A 12,275-nucleotide genomic window follows, 5' to 3' on the forward strand; every position below is an offset into this window, starting at 1 on the left:
TAACATGAAAAATCGTCTGATGAAAAAAATAATGAAGCGTGTTTCCGAAGGGCAGCAAACAGGATGTGAGATTCCGTTCTTCTATGTTTCCAAAGCTTCTGATATAGCAGCACAGTATTTTGACCGTCAATACCTCACTGTTTTCCGGCCTTGGTGGTACGACCGGTTTGACTACTGGAGCAAGCTTGATTTTGGGAAGGAGTGGAACCGGCACTTTGCTGAATCGGAACGTGAGTTTGAAGAAAAGTGGGGAATTGATATTCGGCGGTTGAACGCGGACTACAGAAGCCGTAAGCGAGTGCAGCCGCGGAAGCCGCGAAAGCCAAAAGCAGGCCTACCAATCCGCCGATTGAGGGACCCCGAGGTTTTCAAAGTACAAATGATTAATGGAATAACACGTGATGTTATCGGGGAAAAAGCCTTTGAATACAGAGGTCATCAATTTTTCATTTACCATAACGGCGCTGGTTGGTGTGTATCCTGCGTATTGAGCGGCATTCGAGTCTCGTTCAGAGAAAGTTATAAGAAGGCTGTACGAGAGGCCAAAGATCGTATCATTAAAAGCTTCGATTCCTATCTTAAACAATTGGAATCTATTAAGGAGAGATAACCAATGTACGGCATATACGCGACTAACGATGATGAAATGTTCGTGATGTCTCAAGATGAAGTGTTTATCTTTTTGAGAAATGCCTCGTTATTAAACTTTTCCGTGCATACGGATGGGAACAAGGTGTCAATTTGGGAGCCGTCTGCTGGTGCTAACGGAAAGCTTGATGAAGTTAGTGTAAGCGAATATTTCAGCAGTTTTGAAGAGGATGGATACATTATTAGACCAATTTCATCTCATAAGGAGAGATAACAATGAGCGAACAGAACAAGATAGACGAGATAAAAGCCTATGTTGAACTTTGTGAAGAAGAAGGATACAAATTCCAACATCTTGATAACCTCAAGTTCCTATTACAAGAGATCGAACGCAGAGATAAAGCACTGGAATGGGCGAACCGGATTATCGGCAACGGATTGGATACAGGAGCTGAACTCAGATATGAGCCACAATATTGGTTGCTACAGTATCACGAACACATGACCGCTAGGGAAGCCCTATAAACCCAAGGAGGGATAAGACGGAATGAGGAAACAGGAAATTGGCGAATTATTGATCCGGCTGTTTAGTTGTGTAGATCAAGCGGACATACAAGACGATGTTTATGAACTCATGAAAGCTGCTCCCATTGCTATGCAAAAGGACTTTATTGAAATGCTGGTAACTGCTTCGAATATATGGGATAGAGAGCCGCATGACGCCGATCTGTACGTAGCACGAAAGCTTGTAGGTCTGTGAGACAGCAGTTTAACCCCAGGGGAGTCTAATCCCTCCCCTACCTAACTATAAGGAGGTATAGAGGATGAAGAGATTGACGGAAACCGAACGCCAAGAAATCAGAGAAGCTCACATATTCTACAATGCACAAGGTGTACCGATACTTGACGATCATGCGGAGAAAGCGTTGGATTCTGAGCGTGTTGCATGGACTGAGGTAGACAGACTACGGAAGGCTATGGAAGAAGCCCTAGATCGTATATGCAGCGTTCAACCTAATGCAGCAGGATTCATTCTTGCTGAAGCCTTGAAGGAAAAGGATTAAACCCTATATACGGCTGCCGCTAACATATCGTGCATTAGAACGGAATGATTCCCTTTAGAGAGGAAGAAGAGAAGATGACCAAAGCAATTTTAACAAGTACAGGAGCCAATCGTATTAAAACAGAGCTAGAACACATTAAAAGTTTCCATGTTGAGCGATGTGCTCGCCGGGTAGAAGAAGAACGAAAAAATGGGAGCACCCGATCCATTCGAGACGCCTTAGACGAACAGGAATTTTTTCAAAGAAGAATAGTCTATCTTGAAAACTTGCTCTCATCTGCAAAAATTTTGGAGGGTAGATATGAATAATCAAGATGCATCAAAGGAAGAAGTGCATTACCAACTATATAAATTGCTGGCGTACGCAATACAGGAGCTTAGTTACTTTGCAAGCGACGAAAGAATGCAGGAGGCATTGGACTTACCTAGACCTCTCAGCACAATCACCAACCGGGCCCAGATGGCTGTAAATCGGTTGCATGACCAGAATCCGCATTTCTTCTCAGGCTATATCAAATACAACAGAAAGGAGGTAACCCATGAATAACCAAGTAAAGCATGAACTCAAGATTCTACCGGAATACTTTCAAGCCGTATGGAACGGAACGAAGACCTTTGAAGTCCGCAAGAATGATCGTAACTATGCAGTTGGTGACACATTGGTTTTAAAAGAATGGAAGCCTGAGGACGGATACACAGGCAGCGGACTTGTTCGCAGGGTATCTTACATGCTGGACGATTCGGAATATGTGAAAGAAGGATTCGTTATTCTGGGCCTTGTTGATTCAGTACCCAACATTAAGCCGGGAGATAAGGTCTGGATAATAGATTCCGCAGATTCCTCTTTCTTCGGCAAGGAGGGTATCGTGGAAAGCATCAGCAATACAGACATATTAAGGGCGAGATTGAAAGGTGTCGTTGGCGATTGGCCTTTGACCAGTTTGGAGGTAGTGGAATGAGTAGAGACTGGCAAAAGGATATCGAGTTTTTGAAGAGTCTTCAATCAGAATTAAATAGTCAGGCAAATGATTGTCAGGCAGCACCGCGTTTTTGGGCGGTTGGCGATTATAGATGGGTTGAGTGTTTAGAGGATAACGCAGAAAGACATTATGTTTATCTGCCAGATGCCGCAGAATCATATGAAGTAGATTCATACCTTAAAGATATAGAAGAAGATGGGGATTTATCGGGTGAAGAATTACAGGAGTTTAAGGAGATTGGTTGTCCAGACAGCGCATTAGATTGGATTCAGACTTATCGTGATGAGGATGCATATCTAATACCGACCAGAAAAGAACATTTTATACGTGAAAACACGATGTTTTTAACCAAAGCAGAAGCCAAACGGCATATTGAACTGAATCATTATCACTATACAAATGAAGCCCATACCTATGCCATGACAGCATGGAGGGCGCCAGTAGTAGAACGGTTGTTGCAGATCCTTCATGAATTTGAATTTGATTCCCTTTACCCAAAGGAGGAAACCAAATGAAACGGGAAGAGATATTGCTATGAAGCCGGGGAGAGAATTGGATGCGCTGGTCGAACAGCACTTATTCGGGAAGAAGGTCGAATGGATACAAGACGATATAACCGACCCTTACCCGAATCGTTCCGGCTGAATATGGATACATCGTAGAAACCTATTCCACCGACATATCCGCAGCATGGGAAGCGGAAGAGAAAATGAACACGGATAAGTTGTTCTGGAGATATACAAACCATGTTAAAAAAATAATTCTTCTTGATAAGGGAAGTTGCACAGAATACGACATGATGCATGCTTCTCCAGAAATCCGTTGTAAGGCCTCATTACTGGCAGTATTAGAGGAGGGCGAAGCATGATTAACTGGATAAAGTACGATCCAAGCCACACAGATGATATCGAAGAGCAATATTACCTTATCTTACTTGAACATAAATTGGGATTTGACATGAGATACGCCCATTACGATGCAATACAAAATGTGTTCGAAGTGGAAACGGAATTCGGAAAAGAAGTCTTCAAAACCCATGTTACACATTACGCTGAGAGGATCAACCTTCCAGGGGAGGAAACAACCGAATGATAAAAAAGCTTATATGCGCTTTGATCGGTCATAGATGGACACAACACACATACGGACAAGGAATAACCTATACGGGGAGACATTGCTGGCGATGTAAAAAAGGATTGCCAGAAAGCGCGCATGGATATGAGGAACTTAAACGCAGGAAAGGACCATATTAACTGGTCAGGGAGGGATAACAGTGACACATAACACGGTAACAGCACAATCATATTGGGTATGGACAGATAAAGCGCAAGAAGAGAATCCGCAGCGCTCCCGGGCTGGTGATCCTATATGGCCCCATTACAAGCATGAAGCTCCTGCTGATTGGCTCGAGCGCGGATTGATATGTGACTCCAAGGAGTTCGTGAAGGAAGGGCAGACAACCATATTCGATTTTATTGAGGGGTGAACCTATGGGGGCGGTGGTACAGATGGAACTCTTTCCAAGCGCTACAGCAGACGAAATTAAATATGTACGGCAGCAGCTTAAGAAGTATCCTGACATGTGCCGTACAATCGCTGTGTTAAGCCAGAAGGCGGAACTAAACGACATAGAACAAAAGGTACTAACCAAGTACAAGCGCAAGACAGAAGCCTTGGAGACAGCCATACAGTGCATTCTCGATGACGAGATACGAGATATTATGCATTATCGATTCATTGAGCATCATGGACGCTGGGCGGCAGTATCTAAGTGGAGCCGCTTTACCGACCGCTCACTTGATCGCAAGGTACGAGAGGGTGTAAAGGCCATCGCCGGGACATTGAAGCTTACTCAGGATATAGATTAGACATTTGACCCTCTGTTTAGAGGGTTTTTATATTGGGAATAATCATAAAGTTTTTAATAAAAGGTTGCATTAGGCAACCATTAATGGTATATTTATATCAGAGCAAGAGATTAAACCAAAGGGAGCGAATGAAGATGAAAAACGTCATGGTAAGAGCTTGGGAGATTGCAAAGGCGGCAGTTACACGTTTCGGCGGTAAAGTAAAAGAATACTTTGCTCAAGCTCTTGCCATGGCTTGGAGAGAAACAAAAGCTCCAGTAAAAAGAAGTGTGGAATTCGAACTGAAAGCTGATACTCGTAAATACAGAACATGGCTTGCTCAAATCACGGGACCTTGCCAAACGTACAAAATGAAGCGCCAATTCTTGAATCATGATCGTAATGACGAATTCGGATACAAAGTATTCATTCTTGAAAATGGCGTTTATGAGTACAACAACGGTCGCCGTGGATTCTTTCAAGTTGATAATGGTGAAATTCGTGACATCGAACAATCACAAGTGTTGGTCAATGTAATATAAAAAATAAATTGGAGGTTATCACCATGAAAACATTTAGCGATCTGAACGAATTCAACTCAACGGTTATTGAATGGGAAGGGAAAACGCTTAAGACCACAAAGGACCCTTATCCTACTGACGAAGGTGAGTTGTACACTGCTCCTGCTATAGATGCAGAAGGAAATGAATACATACTTACTTGGTCCATCATTGATCCAGAGATTACAGATGAATCGTCTATCTGTGATTGGGATAACCCGGTAGGTATTACGCTGGTAAAGTAGCACCGCCTCTCAATTACGTTGGAGCCGTGTGGTTAGCCAATAAACTCGGAAACACCACACGGCAAAACGTAACTAAAACAGCGTTAGCAATGCTTAATCCGAAGTATCGCGGGAAAGAAAGCAGATTCCCTCGACCGGATGCATTATTTGAGGGGCGGACGCCAATGTGGTTAAAGAGTAGGTTTGATGGTGGTGAGGATTAATGATCCTGGATCGCCAATGTATTGTGGTTGAATGTGGGAATAAGTTCAAGGGAGGGCCGCGGGCATACTATTGTCCTGCCTGCCGAGTGATAAGAGCAAGAAATCTCGGAGCCAAACGGCGCGAACGAGAGCGCAAAGGCGATGTACGGAAGCTTGGAAGTATAGACAACTGCGAGCGTTGTAAAGAGCCGTACACGGTTATAGCAGGCTTACAGCGCTTCTGCCCTGATTGCAAGCCGATCCATACGGCAGAGTATGACCGCAACACGTCCATCGTCTTTTATCATGACAATAAGGATCGAATAAATCCACCGCGGAAGATAAAACGGCGTAAAAGGCCTAATACCTGTGCTTGGTGTGGCAAAGAGTTTGAACCCGTCAACGGCAGCACTACTTGTTCGGACGATTGCAAACGACTAGACAGAAACCGATATATGAGAGAGTACAATAAACGCAAATAAGATCCTACCAGCGCATAGTTGGTAGGTTTTTTTTGTGTCTGTTTTACGTCTGTACCGTGTCGCCATCTTAAAGCGGTAGAGTATTAAAGTGGGGATATAGAGCTAAACGCTCGGGTGTCCCTGCTAACCCTTATCATTGCAGGACTCGGCAGTGCTGTAGGTCATTTGACCGTAGACGTGGATCGTCAAGGGTGCTGTGCGGGGAATGCGGGTAAGATCACCGCTTTATATTATGGCCTTCATGGTAATAGACAGGTTCGAATCCTGTCAAGGTCTATGCTAACCGGGGCAGCACCGGACACTTACATATGAGTGAGTATAAAACATATGTATCCTGATTTAACTTAACCGGTCGGCTATCAGGATTAATGGATCGGTATACGGGTGTGGGATATCAAGATAACTATACGGCACGGTCTTGGTATCCCAATCAATTTTAATTATGATATCATCTGCATGAGGTGATGAAATGAACGGCATAATCCATGTGGTGTATGTGATCGGTGATAACTATCACTATGAGCATGAATATGTTGGAGATGACGAGAACACAGCAAAAGAATCCTTGCAAGTAGCTTTGCGTAAATGGGGAGGACAATGCGAAGTTGTTTATGATAAATGGAAGTCAGGAAAGAAAGTAAGCTCAGAGATATTTTAATGATAAGTCGCTGATGATAATTCGGCGGCTTTTTTATTTGAGTAAATACCAATACGGTAGACACTGATTAAGAAAGGGTGAGTAAAGAATGAAACTCATTCAATGGTTGGTCAAAGTAACAAAGGGATGGAACGGGCCGCAGAACCGAGATGAACGCAGACAAATTAATAAACGATGAAAGGGTGATATCAAATGGAAAAAGTATTAGGCGAGGTCAATTCGATCACTCCGTCAACAACTGCTGTACCGATGCATGAGACGGAATTGAAGTTGGATTATCTGAGGCAGTTAAGAGAACTGAGAGGACATACAACCCATGAAGGTATAACTGAGAGAATACTAAAAGTATTGGACAGCATTGAAGACGACTTGGGGATTAATAAAGAAACAGTTGCAGGAAACATCGTGGTTAAACTGTTTGCTGATGTTGATACATCAAAGCTTGAATATGGATTTAGAAAAGTGAGTGAAAAAACTACTGAACATGCTGAACGACTAGGAAACGCTTTGAGAGATGCAGCAAAAAGGATAAGCGAGTCATGAGCATATCAACACACTGTAATGCAGGATGTAACCAAGCCTTTACCTTTAATGATTACTCATTCAAACAACTACATGACGGGATAGAAAAGATATACTTCACCTGTCCTCATTGTGGTCATGAGTACATCGCCTTCTATACAAACGAAGAGATACGCAAGCTTCAGGAGAGAGTGCGGAAGGTACAACGTAGGCTGCTGAGTCCGCATTACGATCATGCCGCAGCAGCCAAACAGGAAGCGAAGATCAAGAAGCAAATCAAAGAGAAGATGGATGAGCTTAGGCAGAGAGTGGAGGGATAAACAAGATGGATAAAAAGAATGATGGCATAAGTGTAACGCTTAGCGTGAACACTGATCTGTTATCACTGAAGCTGAGAGCAATCGCAAAGCATGCAACGGCACTAGCTGACGACTTAGATAAGATTGACGAGGCGACATGTTCGGAGTGTGGTGGTCCATTGGATGAAATGACTTTATATGCAGAAAAAATATTCGAGCATAAGGAATATGTGTGTAATCAGTGCGGACATGACATCTTGAAGAATGGATAGAGCGTCATGAACGAATACAAAACTCTCGAGCAGAAACGGAAGTTCTATGACGGCAAAGAGTGGAAGCGTATAAGAGAAGTAGTAAAGGAACGAGACAACTATGAATGCCAAGAGTGCAAGCGTAACGGATCAGTGAGTATCGACACCAATGAGTATAGCGAGAGAGCGAAGCGCAAGAAGATACAACTGGTAGTCCATCACATCAAGGAGTTAGAACACCATCCAGTGTTAGCACTTGATATAGACAACCTAGAGACGGTGTGCGTGGCTTGTCATAACAAAGAGCATGGGAGAGCATTCGAACTGAACGTGAACAAGTGGCAAGGAGATGAACGATGGTGAGGGGGGATAACATGCATCATGTAAGAAAGGCTGTAGAAGCAAGGTTAAACAAAACACAAAGTCGTGAAGCGTCAATCAAGGCACACATTGATTATTTGATAAATGAACTGAGGGAAACAGAAACACAGTTATTGTTACTCGCTGAAGAGAAGGAACAACTTGAAAGCTTTCTGAATGGCGAGGAATGACGGTTCACGAATTGGCGTGGGATTGATGAAAAAATGGTAGAAAATGTCAGGACACCCCCCGGTCAAAAGGTTTTGCGAATTTTTGAGCCTAGGGCACCGGTGAGGGGAGTCTATTGCCGAGATTTTCATCACTAATATCGCGTAAAGGGAGGGGGGTAACATGGGAAAGCCTGATAAGTCAAAGCAAGATGAACTGATTCAAAAGGAAATCAACCGATGGGATAATATCTTTAAGGGCATAACAGACGACAAAAGAGATGCAGCGTCTCGATTGATCGAACGTGTAGCTTTTATGACAATTACGCTTGAAATACTGGAAGAGGACATCAAGACAAAAGGACCTACTTACAAGTTTGAAAACGGGTCCCAAACAATGTTTGTCGAGAACCCCTCCCAGAAATCTTATAACACAATGATTAATCGGTACACAGCTGCTTGTGATAAGCTGTTTAACTTGCTGCCTAAAGAAGTAGTTGAGGATGTGAAACCGAAGCGCTCTGGAAATGATCTCATATGATCCAAAATAAGCACGTCACAGAATACATTCGTCAATACCGAACAGGTAAGATTAAGCTGAATAAAGAGCGCATCATGCTTATTGATTACCTGGAAAAGTATATATTGGTCCGGGATGACCTTTACTTTAACGATAAGATGATTGAGAACTACATCAAGTTTACGGAAAAATGGTATTTCCCTCTGCAATCGTTTCAGAAGTTTATGGCATCCTTTGTCTTTCTCTTCTACAAAGAAGATGATTCAGTATTTTACGAACAGTTTTTCATCACGATGGCAAGGGGCGGCGGTAAAAACGGATTCATTTCCTCATTGAGTCATTTCTTCATTAGTCCATTGCACGGAATACCGCGATACAATATTTCCATTGTCGCTAATAGCGAGCTTCAGGCTAAAACATCATTCAAGGAAATATATGATGTTGTGGGTACGAGTGAAGTCCTTGAAGAAATGTTTTACCGGACCAAGCTTGAAATAAAAGGGAATGACGCCCAAAGTACACTGCAATATCATACTTCGAACGCAAGCACGAAAGACGGATTGCGTGATGGCTGTGTGATATATGACGAGATCCATCAATATGAAAATTCAGACACCGTAAACGTATTCTCTAGCGGCCTTGGTAAAGTGCCGAATGCTAGGGAATTTTTTATTGGTACAGATGGTTATGTTCGCGAGGGCTTCCTTGACAAGATGAAGGAACGCGCTTTGAACATCATGGAAGGGAAGGACTTGGATGATCCGTTGTTCCCGTTCATTTGCAAGATAGATGATGTCATAGAGGTAGATGATCCAGACGCGTGGGAGAAGGCTAATCCGATGTTCAGCAAGCCAAGAGGCTTTTATGCAAAGGGCTTGTTCAAAAAAGTTCTAACCCAGTACAAACAGTTGGCAAACAACCCATCCAACCGGGAAGAGTTTGTGACTAAACGGATGAATCACCCGGTAGTGAGTCTGGATAAGACAGTAGCTTCCTGGGAGGATATCGTTGCAACGGATCGACCGTTACCAGAGTTGAAGCACAGAACCGCTGTGGGGGGATTAGACTTTGCAAGCATCAAGGACTTTGCTGCAGTCGGTCTATTATTCAAGGTTGGCCCTAACTATGTGTGGAAGACACACTCCTTTGTCCGTCAAGGGTTTCTAGACAATGTAAAGCTAAAGGTCCCGATTAAGGAATGGGAAGCTGATGGACTATTAACCATTGTAGATGAGCCGGTCATAAACATACAACATATTGTGGATTGGTTTGTCGAGATGCGTTACCAGTACGGGGTGAACACAATAGTAGCTGATACATTTCGACTGGACTTGGTGAAAACGGCGTTAGAAGCAGAAGGATTTACACTGTTGTATATCCGTAACCCTAAAGCGATCCACTCGCTGTTAGCACCAAGGGTTGAAACGATGTTCGCTAACCACAACATCATCTTCGGAGATAACCCGTTAATGAGATGGTACACCAATAACGTCTATGTGCACATCAAGAAAGATGGCAATAAAGAGTATCTGAAAAAAGACGAGGTCCGTAGGAAGACGGATGGATTCCATGCTTTTATTCATGCATTGTGGCAAGCGGATAATATCTTTGAAGACGAAACGGACATTGGACAGGCGTTGGACTTGTTAGAGGGGCTGAGTTTCTAGGAGGGGGTGATAAATAGAATGAAATTTCTCGACAGCGTACTAAGGCGCAACAAAGAATTGGAATCGATGTTTGATTTGGATCTCTTTTATGAAATGAATCCGCGAAAGTATCTAAAGCAGATGGCGCTTGAAACATGCATTAACTTCATCGGTCGAACAATCAGCCAAAGTGATTTCCGCATTTCCAAAAACGGAGAACGGATTTATAACGACTGGCACTATCTGTTGAATGTTAGACCGAACACGGATCAGTCAGCATCGGATTTTTGGCAGAGCTTCGTATATAAGCTGATTTACGAAAATGAAGTATTAGTCATTCTATCAGACAACAACGATTTGCTCATCGCTGATGATTTCGACCGTGAAGAGTTTGCAGTTTATCCAGATGTATTTCGGAATGTCACGGTTAAAGGATACACCTTTAAACGAACCTATCAAATGGATGAGGTCATTCACGTCTCTTACAACAACGAGAAATTGACCAAGTTCATGGATGGCATGTTCGGGGATTATGCGGACTTGTTTACGCGCATGATTGAGACCAATAAGCACAGCAATCAGATTCGTGGGACGGTCAGTGTTGATACCACTCAAAACCTTGAGGAGGAGAACCGAACAAGGTTACAGGAATTCATCGACCGACTTTTTAATTCGATCAGGAAAAACGCGGTCGCAATCATTCCTAAACTGAAAGGGTTTGAATATACCGAGGTTGCCGGGGGTGACAAGGCCGGGCGTTCCGTTGAAGAACTAGCTAAACTCAAGCGCGATTTGATCAACCATGTTGCAAATATCCTTGGCATACCTACATCGCTTATTCATGGAGAAATGTCGGAGTATGAGACCGGGATTAAGGCTTACGTTAAATTTTGTAGCGGCCCGCTTGTTAAAAAGATCAAGGATGAGCTTAACGCAAAACTCATCACCAAGCCCGACTATATGGATGGGGAAAAAATTGATATTTTGGGCGTTGCCGAATTGAATCCGCTTGAGGTTGCAAATTCCGTTGACAAGTTGCGTGCAAGCGGTGTTTACAACGGCAATGAGATCAGAATCAAGTTGGGGGATGAGCCGGTGGACAATCCAGCACTGGAAGAATACGTACTGACAAAAAACTATCAGCGAGCGGCTGATGACTCAACGGGAGGGGGTGAGAACAAATGAAGCACAAAATTAAAGGTGACATCGCCACTTGGAGTTCAAGTGTTTGGGATTTCAACTACAAAATGAGAACCGTAAAAGAAGATGAAGACATCGAACTGGAGATAAACTCATACGGTGGAGATGTGTTCGTAGGCATTGATATCATGAATACATTGCGCGCCCATAAGGGCAAGGTGACGATTGATATTACGGGCATTGCTGCTAGTGCAGCGGGTATTATCTGCATGGGCGCTGATGTGGTGCGAATGTATTCAAATGCTCAATTCATGCTTCACAATGCTTGGACTGTTGTTGCTGGCAATGCAAATCAACTTAGAAAAAAAGCTGACGATTTAGATAGTATCGGAGAATCAGTCTTGGCTTCTTACACTCACAGGGTTAACGCAGTAGAAGCGAAAAAATTGCTCGATAGAGAATCATATTTATCTGCTTCCAAAGCTATTGAAATTGGCATAGCAGATGAAATTATCGATGCCGTCCCAGAGGTTGTTGAGTCTGAATTATTCAAAGAACAGGCTGAGATTTTCAATAACAAAATCGTTGCCTTCAGCCAACCAGCCAATAAAGATGATTATGAGCAGATGCAAGCACACATATTGGAATTGAGAAACGAGTTGCAACAATTGAAAGACCAATCTCAAAAGGAAGATCCGAAACCAGCGGCTGTAGCAGCAACGGTGACTCGGATCTTTTTTTAATTCAATTTAACGGAGGTCATCG

26 protein-coding genes are annotated in these 12,275 nt (G+C 43.1%); all 26 read left to right on the forward strand.

The features are described 5' to 3' along the window. Positions 1 to 4 precede the first annotated feature (4 nt). Positions 5 to 610, forward strand: a complete 606-nt coding sequence (locus JCM10914_RS25780) for a hypothetical protein (protein WP_023966536.1) — start codon at positions 5 to 7, stop codon at positions 608 to 610. Positions 611 to 613: 3 nt separating this feature from the next. Then, positions 614 to 862, forward strand: a complete 249-nt coding sequence (locus tag JCM10914_RS25785) for a hypothetical protein (protein ID WP_023966538.1) — start codon at positions 614 to 616, stop codon at positions 860 to 862. Positions 863 to 864: 2 nt separating this feature from the next. Beyond that, positions 865 to 1,113 (forward strand): hypothetical protein, encoded by a 249-nt coding sequence (locus JCM10914_RS25790; RefSeq protein ID WP_023966540.1) that lies wholly within the window; start codon positions 865 to 867, stop codon positions 1,111 to 1,113. A 22-nt stretch (positions 1,114 to 1,135) separates the two neighbouring features. Further along, positions 1,136 to 1,348 carry a hypothetical protein gene (locus JCM10914_RS25795; RefSeq protein ID WP_023966542.1) on the forward strand — a complete coding sequence of 71 codons (213 nt, stop codon included), beginning with the start codon at positions 1,136 to 1,138 and terminating at the stop codon, positions 1,346 to 1,348. Positions 1,349 to 1,412: 64 nt separating this feature from the next. Then, on the forward strand, positions 1,413 to 1,652 hold the full coding sequence (locus tag JCM10914_RS25800) for a hypothetical protein (protein WP_023966544.1): 240 nt from the start codon (positions 1,413 to 1,415) through the stop codon (positions 1,650 to 1,652). Positions 1,653 to 1,726: 74 nt separating this feature from the next. Then, a complete protein-coding gene (locus tag JCM10914_RS25805) occupies positions 1,727 to 1,960 on the forward strand; it encodes a hypothetical protein (RefSeq protein ID WP_036720154.1) in 234 nt (77 codons plus the stop codon). Continuing rightward, on the forward strand, positions 1,953 to 2,198 hold the full coding sequence (locus JCM10914_RS25810) for a hypothetical protein (protein ID WP_023966546.1): 246 nt from the start codon (positions 1,953 to 1,955) through the stop codon (positions 2,196 to 2,198). Before JCM10914_RS25805 ends, JCM10914_RS25810 begins: the two co-directional genes overlap by 8 nt. Then, complete coding sequence (locus tag JCM10914_RS32055) at positions 2,191 to 2,610, forward strand: ASCH/PUA domain-containing protein (protein ID WP_023966548.1); 420 nt, start codon at positions 2,191 to 2,193, stop codon at positions 2,608 to 2,610. Before JCM10914_RS25810 ends, JCM10914_RS32055 begins: the two co-directional genes overlap by 8 nt. Then, a complete protein-coding gene (locus JCM10914_RS25820; protein ID WP_023966550.1) occupies positions 2,607 to 3,146 on the forward strand; it encodes a hypothetical protein in 540 nt (179 codons plus the stop codon). The genes JCM10914_RS32055 and JCM10914_RS25820 overlap by 4 nt, the downstream gene beginning before the upstream one ends. A 140-nt stretch (positions 3,147 to 3,286) precedes the next feature. Continuing rightward, positions 3,287 to 3,499 carry a hypothetical protein gene (locus JCM10914_RS32060; protein ID WP_370570282.1) on the forward strand — a complete coding sequence of 71 codons (213 nt, stop codon included), beginning with the start codon at positions 3,287 to 3,289 and terminating at the stop codon, positions 3,497 to 3,499. Further along, positions 3,496 to 3,723 carry a hypothetical protein gene (locus tag JCM10914_RS25825; RefSeq protein ID WP_023966555.1) on the forward strand — a complete coding sequence of 76 codons (228 nt, stop codon included), beginning with the start codon at positions 3,496 to 3,498 and terminating at the stop codon, positions 3,721 to 3,723. The genes JCM10914_RS32060 and JCM10914_RS25825 overlap by 4 nt, the downstream gene beginning before the upstream one ends. After that, entirely contained in the window at positions 3,720 to 3,884 is a 165-nt protein-coding gene (locus tag JCM10914_RS32065) for a DUF1660 family phage protein (protein ID WP_148300264.1), read from the forward strand. The genes JCM10914_RS25825 and JCM10914_RS32065 overlap by 4 nt, the downstream gene beginning before the upstream one ends. A gap of 20 nt (positions 3,885 to 3,904) precedes the next feature. Next, the gene (locus JCM10914_RS25830; protein ID WP_023966556.1) at positions 3,905 to 4,117 is read left to right on the forward strand and encodes a hypothetical protein; all 213 of its coding nucleotides are present in this window, start codon (positions 3,905 to 3,907) and stop codon (positions 4,115 to 4,117) included. A 4-nt stretch (positions 4,118 to 4,121) separates the two neighbouring features. Continuing rightward, a complete protein-coding gene (locus JCM10914_RS25835; RefSeq protein ID WP_023966558.1) occupies positions 4,122 to 4,499 on the forward strand; it encodes a hypothetical protein in 378 nt (125 codons plus the stop codon). A 134-nt stretch (positions 4,500 to 4,633) separates the two neighbouring features. Continuing rightward, positions 4,634 to 5,020, forward strand: coding sequence for a hypothetical protein (locus JCM10914_RS25840; protein WP_036720188.1), 387 nt, complete (start codon positions 4,634 to 4,636; stop codon positions 5,018 to 5,020). Between the two features lie 23 nt (positions 5,021 to 5,043). Continuing rightward, on the forward strand, positions 5,044 to 5,283 hold the full coding sequence (locus JCM10914_RS25845; RefSeq protein WP_023966562.1) for a hypothetical protein: 240 nt from the start codon (positions 5,044 to 5,046) through the stop codon (positions 5,281 to 5,283). Positions 5,284 to 6,416: 1,133 nt separating this feature from the next. Then, positions 6,417 to 6,605: a hypothetical protein gene (locus JCM10914_RS25850; protein WP_023966564.1), complete on the forward strand. Its 189-nt coding sequence runs from the start codon at positions 6,417 to 6,419 to the stop codon at positions 6,603 to 6,605. Positions 6,606 to 6,797: 192 nt separating this feature from the next. Then, the gene (locus JCM10914_RS25855) at positions 6,798 to 7,148 is read left to right on the forward strand and encodes a hypothetical protein (RefSeq protein ID WP_023966566.1); all 351 of its coding nucleotides are present in this window, start codon (positions 6,798 to 6,800) and stop codon (positions 7,146 to 7,148) included. After that, positions 7,145 to 7,447: a hypothetical protein gene (locus JCM10914_RS25860; protein ID WP_197286875.1), complete on the forward strand. Its 303-nt coding sequence runs from the start codon at positions 7,145 to 7,147 to the stop codon at positions 7,445 to 7,447. The genes JCM10914_RS25855 and JCM10914_RS25860 overlap by 4 nt, the downstream gene beginning before the upstream one ends. 5 nt (positions 7,448 to 7,452) lie before the next feature. Continuing rightward, entirely contained in the window at positions 7,453 to 7,698 is a 246-nt protein-coding gene (locus JCM10914_RS25865) for a hypothetical protein (protein ID WP_023966568.1), read from the forward strand. A 6-nt stretch (positions 7,699 to 7,704) separates the two neighbouring features. Beyond that, the gene (locus tag JCM10914_RS25870) at positions 7,705 to 8,040 is read left to right on the forward strand and encodes an HNH endonuclease (RefSeq protein WP_023966570.1); all 336 of its coding nucleotides are present in this window, start codon (positions 7,705 to 7,707) and stop codon (positions 8,038 to 8,040) included. Between the two features lie 11 nt (positions 8,041 to 8,051). After that, positions 8,052 to 8,228 carry a hypothetical protein gene (locus JCM10914_RS25875; RefSeq protein ID WP_023966572.1) on the forward strand — a complete coding sequence of 59 codons (177 nt, stop codon included), beginning with the start codon at positions 8,052 to 8,054 and terminating at the stop codon, positions 8,226 to 8,228. A 160-nt stretch (positions 8,229 to 8,388) separates the two neighbouring features. Then, positions 8,389 to 8,745: a hypothetical protein gene (locus tag JCM10914_RS25880; RefSeq protein WP_023966574.1), complete on the forward strand. Its 357-nt coding sequence runs from the start codon at positions 8,389 to 8,391 to the stop codon at positions 8,743 to 8,745. Next, positions 8,742 to 10,391 carry a terminase TerL endonuclease subunit gene (locus tag JCM10914_RS25885; RefSeq protein WP_023966576.1) on the forward strand — a complete coding sequence of 550 codons (1,650 nt, stop codon included), beginning with the start codon at positions 8,742 to 8,744 and terminating at the stop codon, positions 10,389 to 10,391. The genes JCM10914_RS25880 and JCM10914_RS25885 overlap by 4 nt, the downstream gene beginning before the upstream one ends. 18 nt (positions 10,392 to 10,409) lie before the next feature. Further along, the gene (locus tag JCM10914_RS25890) at positions 10,410 to 11,555 is read left to right on the forward strand and encodes a phage portal protein (protein ID WP_023966578.1); all 1,146 of its coding nucleotides are present in this window, start codon (positions 10,410 to 10,412) and stop codon (positions 11,553 to 11,555) included. Next, on the forward strand, positions 11,552 to 12,253 hold the full coding sequence (locus JCM10914_RS25895) for a head maturation protease, ClpP-related (protein WP_023966580.1): 702 nt from the start codon (positions 11,552 to 11,554) through the stop codon (positions 12,251 to 12,253). The genes JCM10914_RS25890 and JCM10914_RS25895 overlap by 4 nt, the downstream gene beginning before the upstream one ends. Positions 12,254 to 12,275 lie beyond the last annotated feature (22 nt).

Source organism: Paenibacillus sp. JCM 10914, from assembly GCF_001315105.1.
In the GTDB taxonomy this organism is placed as follows: domain Bacteria; phylum Bacillota; class Bacilli; order Paenibacillales; family Paenibacillaceae; genus Paenibacillus_AQ.

What these genes read in the sequence shown, in the direction of transcription:
- JCM10914_RS25780 (WP_023966536.1), top strand. Translation starts at nt 5, where the DNA reads ATGAAAAATCGTCTGATGAAAAAAATAATGAAGCGTGTTTCCGAAGGG.
- JCM10914_RS25785 (WP_023966538.1), top strand. Translation starts at nt 614, where the DNA reads ATGTACGGCATATACGCGACTAACGATGATGAAATGTTCGTGATGTCT.
- JCM10914_RS25790 (WP_023966540.1), top strand. Translation starts at nt 865, where the DNA reads ATGAGCGAACAGAACAAGATAGACGAGATAAAAGCCTATGTTGAACTT.
- JCM10914_RS25795 (WP_023966542.1), top strand. Translation starts at nt 1,136, where the DNA reads ATGAGGAAACAGGAAATTGGCGAATTATTGATCCGGCTGTTTAGTTGT.
- JCM10914_RS25800 (WP_023966544.1), top strand. Translation starts at nt 1,413, where the DNA reads ATGAAGAGATTGACGGAAACCGAACGCCAAGAAATCAGAGAAGCTCAC.
- JCM10914_RS25805 (WP_036720154.1), top strand. Translation starts at nt 1,727, where the DNA reads ATGACCAAAGCAATTTTAACAAGTACAGGAGCCAATCGTATTAAAACA.
- JCM10914_RS25810 (WP_023966546.1), top strand. Translation starts at nt 1,953, where the DNA reads ATGAATAATCAAGATGCATCAAAGGAAGAAGTGCATTACCAACTATAT.
- JCM10914_RS32055 (WP_023966548.1), top strand. Translation starts at nt 2,191, where the DNA reads ATGAATAACCAAGTAAAGCATGAACTCAAGATTCTACCGGAATACTTT.
- JCM10914_RS25820 (WP_023966550.1), top strand. Translation starts at nt 2,607, where the DNA reads ATGAGTAGAGACTGGCAAAAGGATATCGAGTTTTTGAAGAGTCTTCAA.
- JCM10914_RS25825 (WP_023966555.1), top strand. Translation starts at nt 3,496, where the DNA reads ATGATTAACTGGATAAAGTACGATCCAAGCCACACAGATGATATCGAA.
- JCM10914_RS32065 (WP_148300264.1), top strand. Translation starts at nt 3,720, where the DNA reads ATGATAAAAAAGCTTATATGCGCTTTGATCGGTCATAGATGGACACAA.
- JCM10914_RS25835 (WP_023966558.1), top strand. Translation starts at nt 4,122, where the DNA reads ATGGGGGCGGTGGTACAGATGGAACTCTTTCCAAGCGCTACAGCAGAC.
- JCM10914_RS25840 (WP_036720188.1), top strand. Translation starts at nt 4,634, where the DNA reads ATGAAAAACGTCATGGTAAGAGCTTGGGAGATTGCAAAGGCGGCAGTT.
- JCM10914_RS25845 (WP_023966562.1), top strand. Translation starts at nt 5,044, where the DNA reads ATGAAAACATTTAGCGATCTGAACGAATTCAACTCAACGGTTATTGAA.
- JCM10914_RS25850 (WP_023966564.1), top strand. Translation starts at nt 6,417, where the DNA reads ATGAACGGCATAATCCATGTGGTGTATGTGATCGGTGATAACTATCAC.
- JCM10914_RS25855 (WP_023966566.1), top strand. Translation starts at nt 6,798, where the DNA reads ATGGAAAAAGTATTAGGCGAGGTCAATTCGATCACTCCGTCAACAACT.
- JCM10914_RS25860 (WP_197286875.1), top strand. Translation starts at nt 7,145, where the DNA reads ATGAGCATATCAACACACTGTAATGCAGGATGTAACCAAGCCTTTACC.
- JCM10914_RS25865 (WP_023966568.1), top strand. Translation starts at nt 7,453, where the DNA reads ATGGATAAAAAGAATGATGGCATAAGTGTAACGCTTAGCGTGAACACT.
- JCM10914_RS25870 (WP_023966570.1), top strand. Translation starts at nt 7,705, where the DNA reads ATGAACGAATACAAAACTCTCGAGCAGAAACGGAAGTTCTATGACGGC.
- JCM10914_RS25875 (WP_023966572.1), top strand. Translation starts at nt 8,052, where the DNA reads ATGCATCATGTAAGAAAGGCTGTAGAAGCAAGGTTAAACAAAACACAA.
- JCM10914_RS25880 (WP_023966574.1), top strand. Translation starts at nt 8,389, where the DNA reads ATGGGAAAGCCTGATAAGTCAAAGCAAGATGAACTGATTCAAAAGGAA.
- JCM10914_RS25885 (WP_023966576.1), top strand. Translation starts at nt 8,742, where the DNA reads ATGATCCAAAATAAGCACGTCACAGAATACATTCGTCAATACCGAACA.
- JCM10914_RS25890 (WP_023966578.1), top strand. Translation starts at nt 10,410, where the DNA reads ATGAAATTTCTCGACAGCGTACTAAGGCGCAACAAAGAATTGGAATCG.
- JCM10914_RS25895 (WP_023966580.1), top strand. Translation starts at nt 11,552, where the DNA reads ATGAAGCACAAAATTAAAGGTGACATCGCCACTTGGAGTTCAAGTGTT.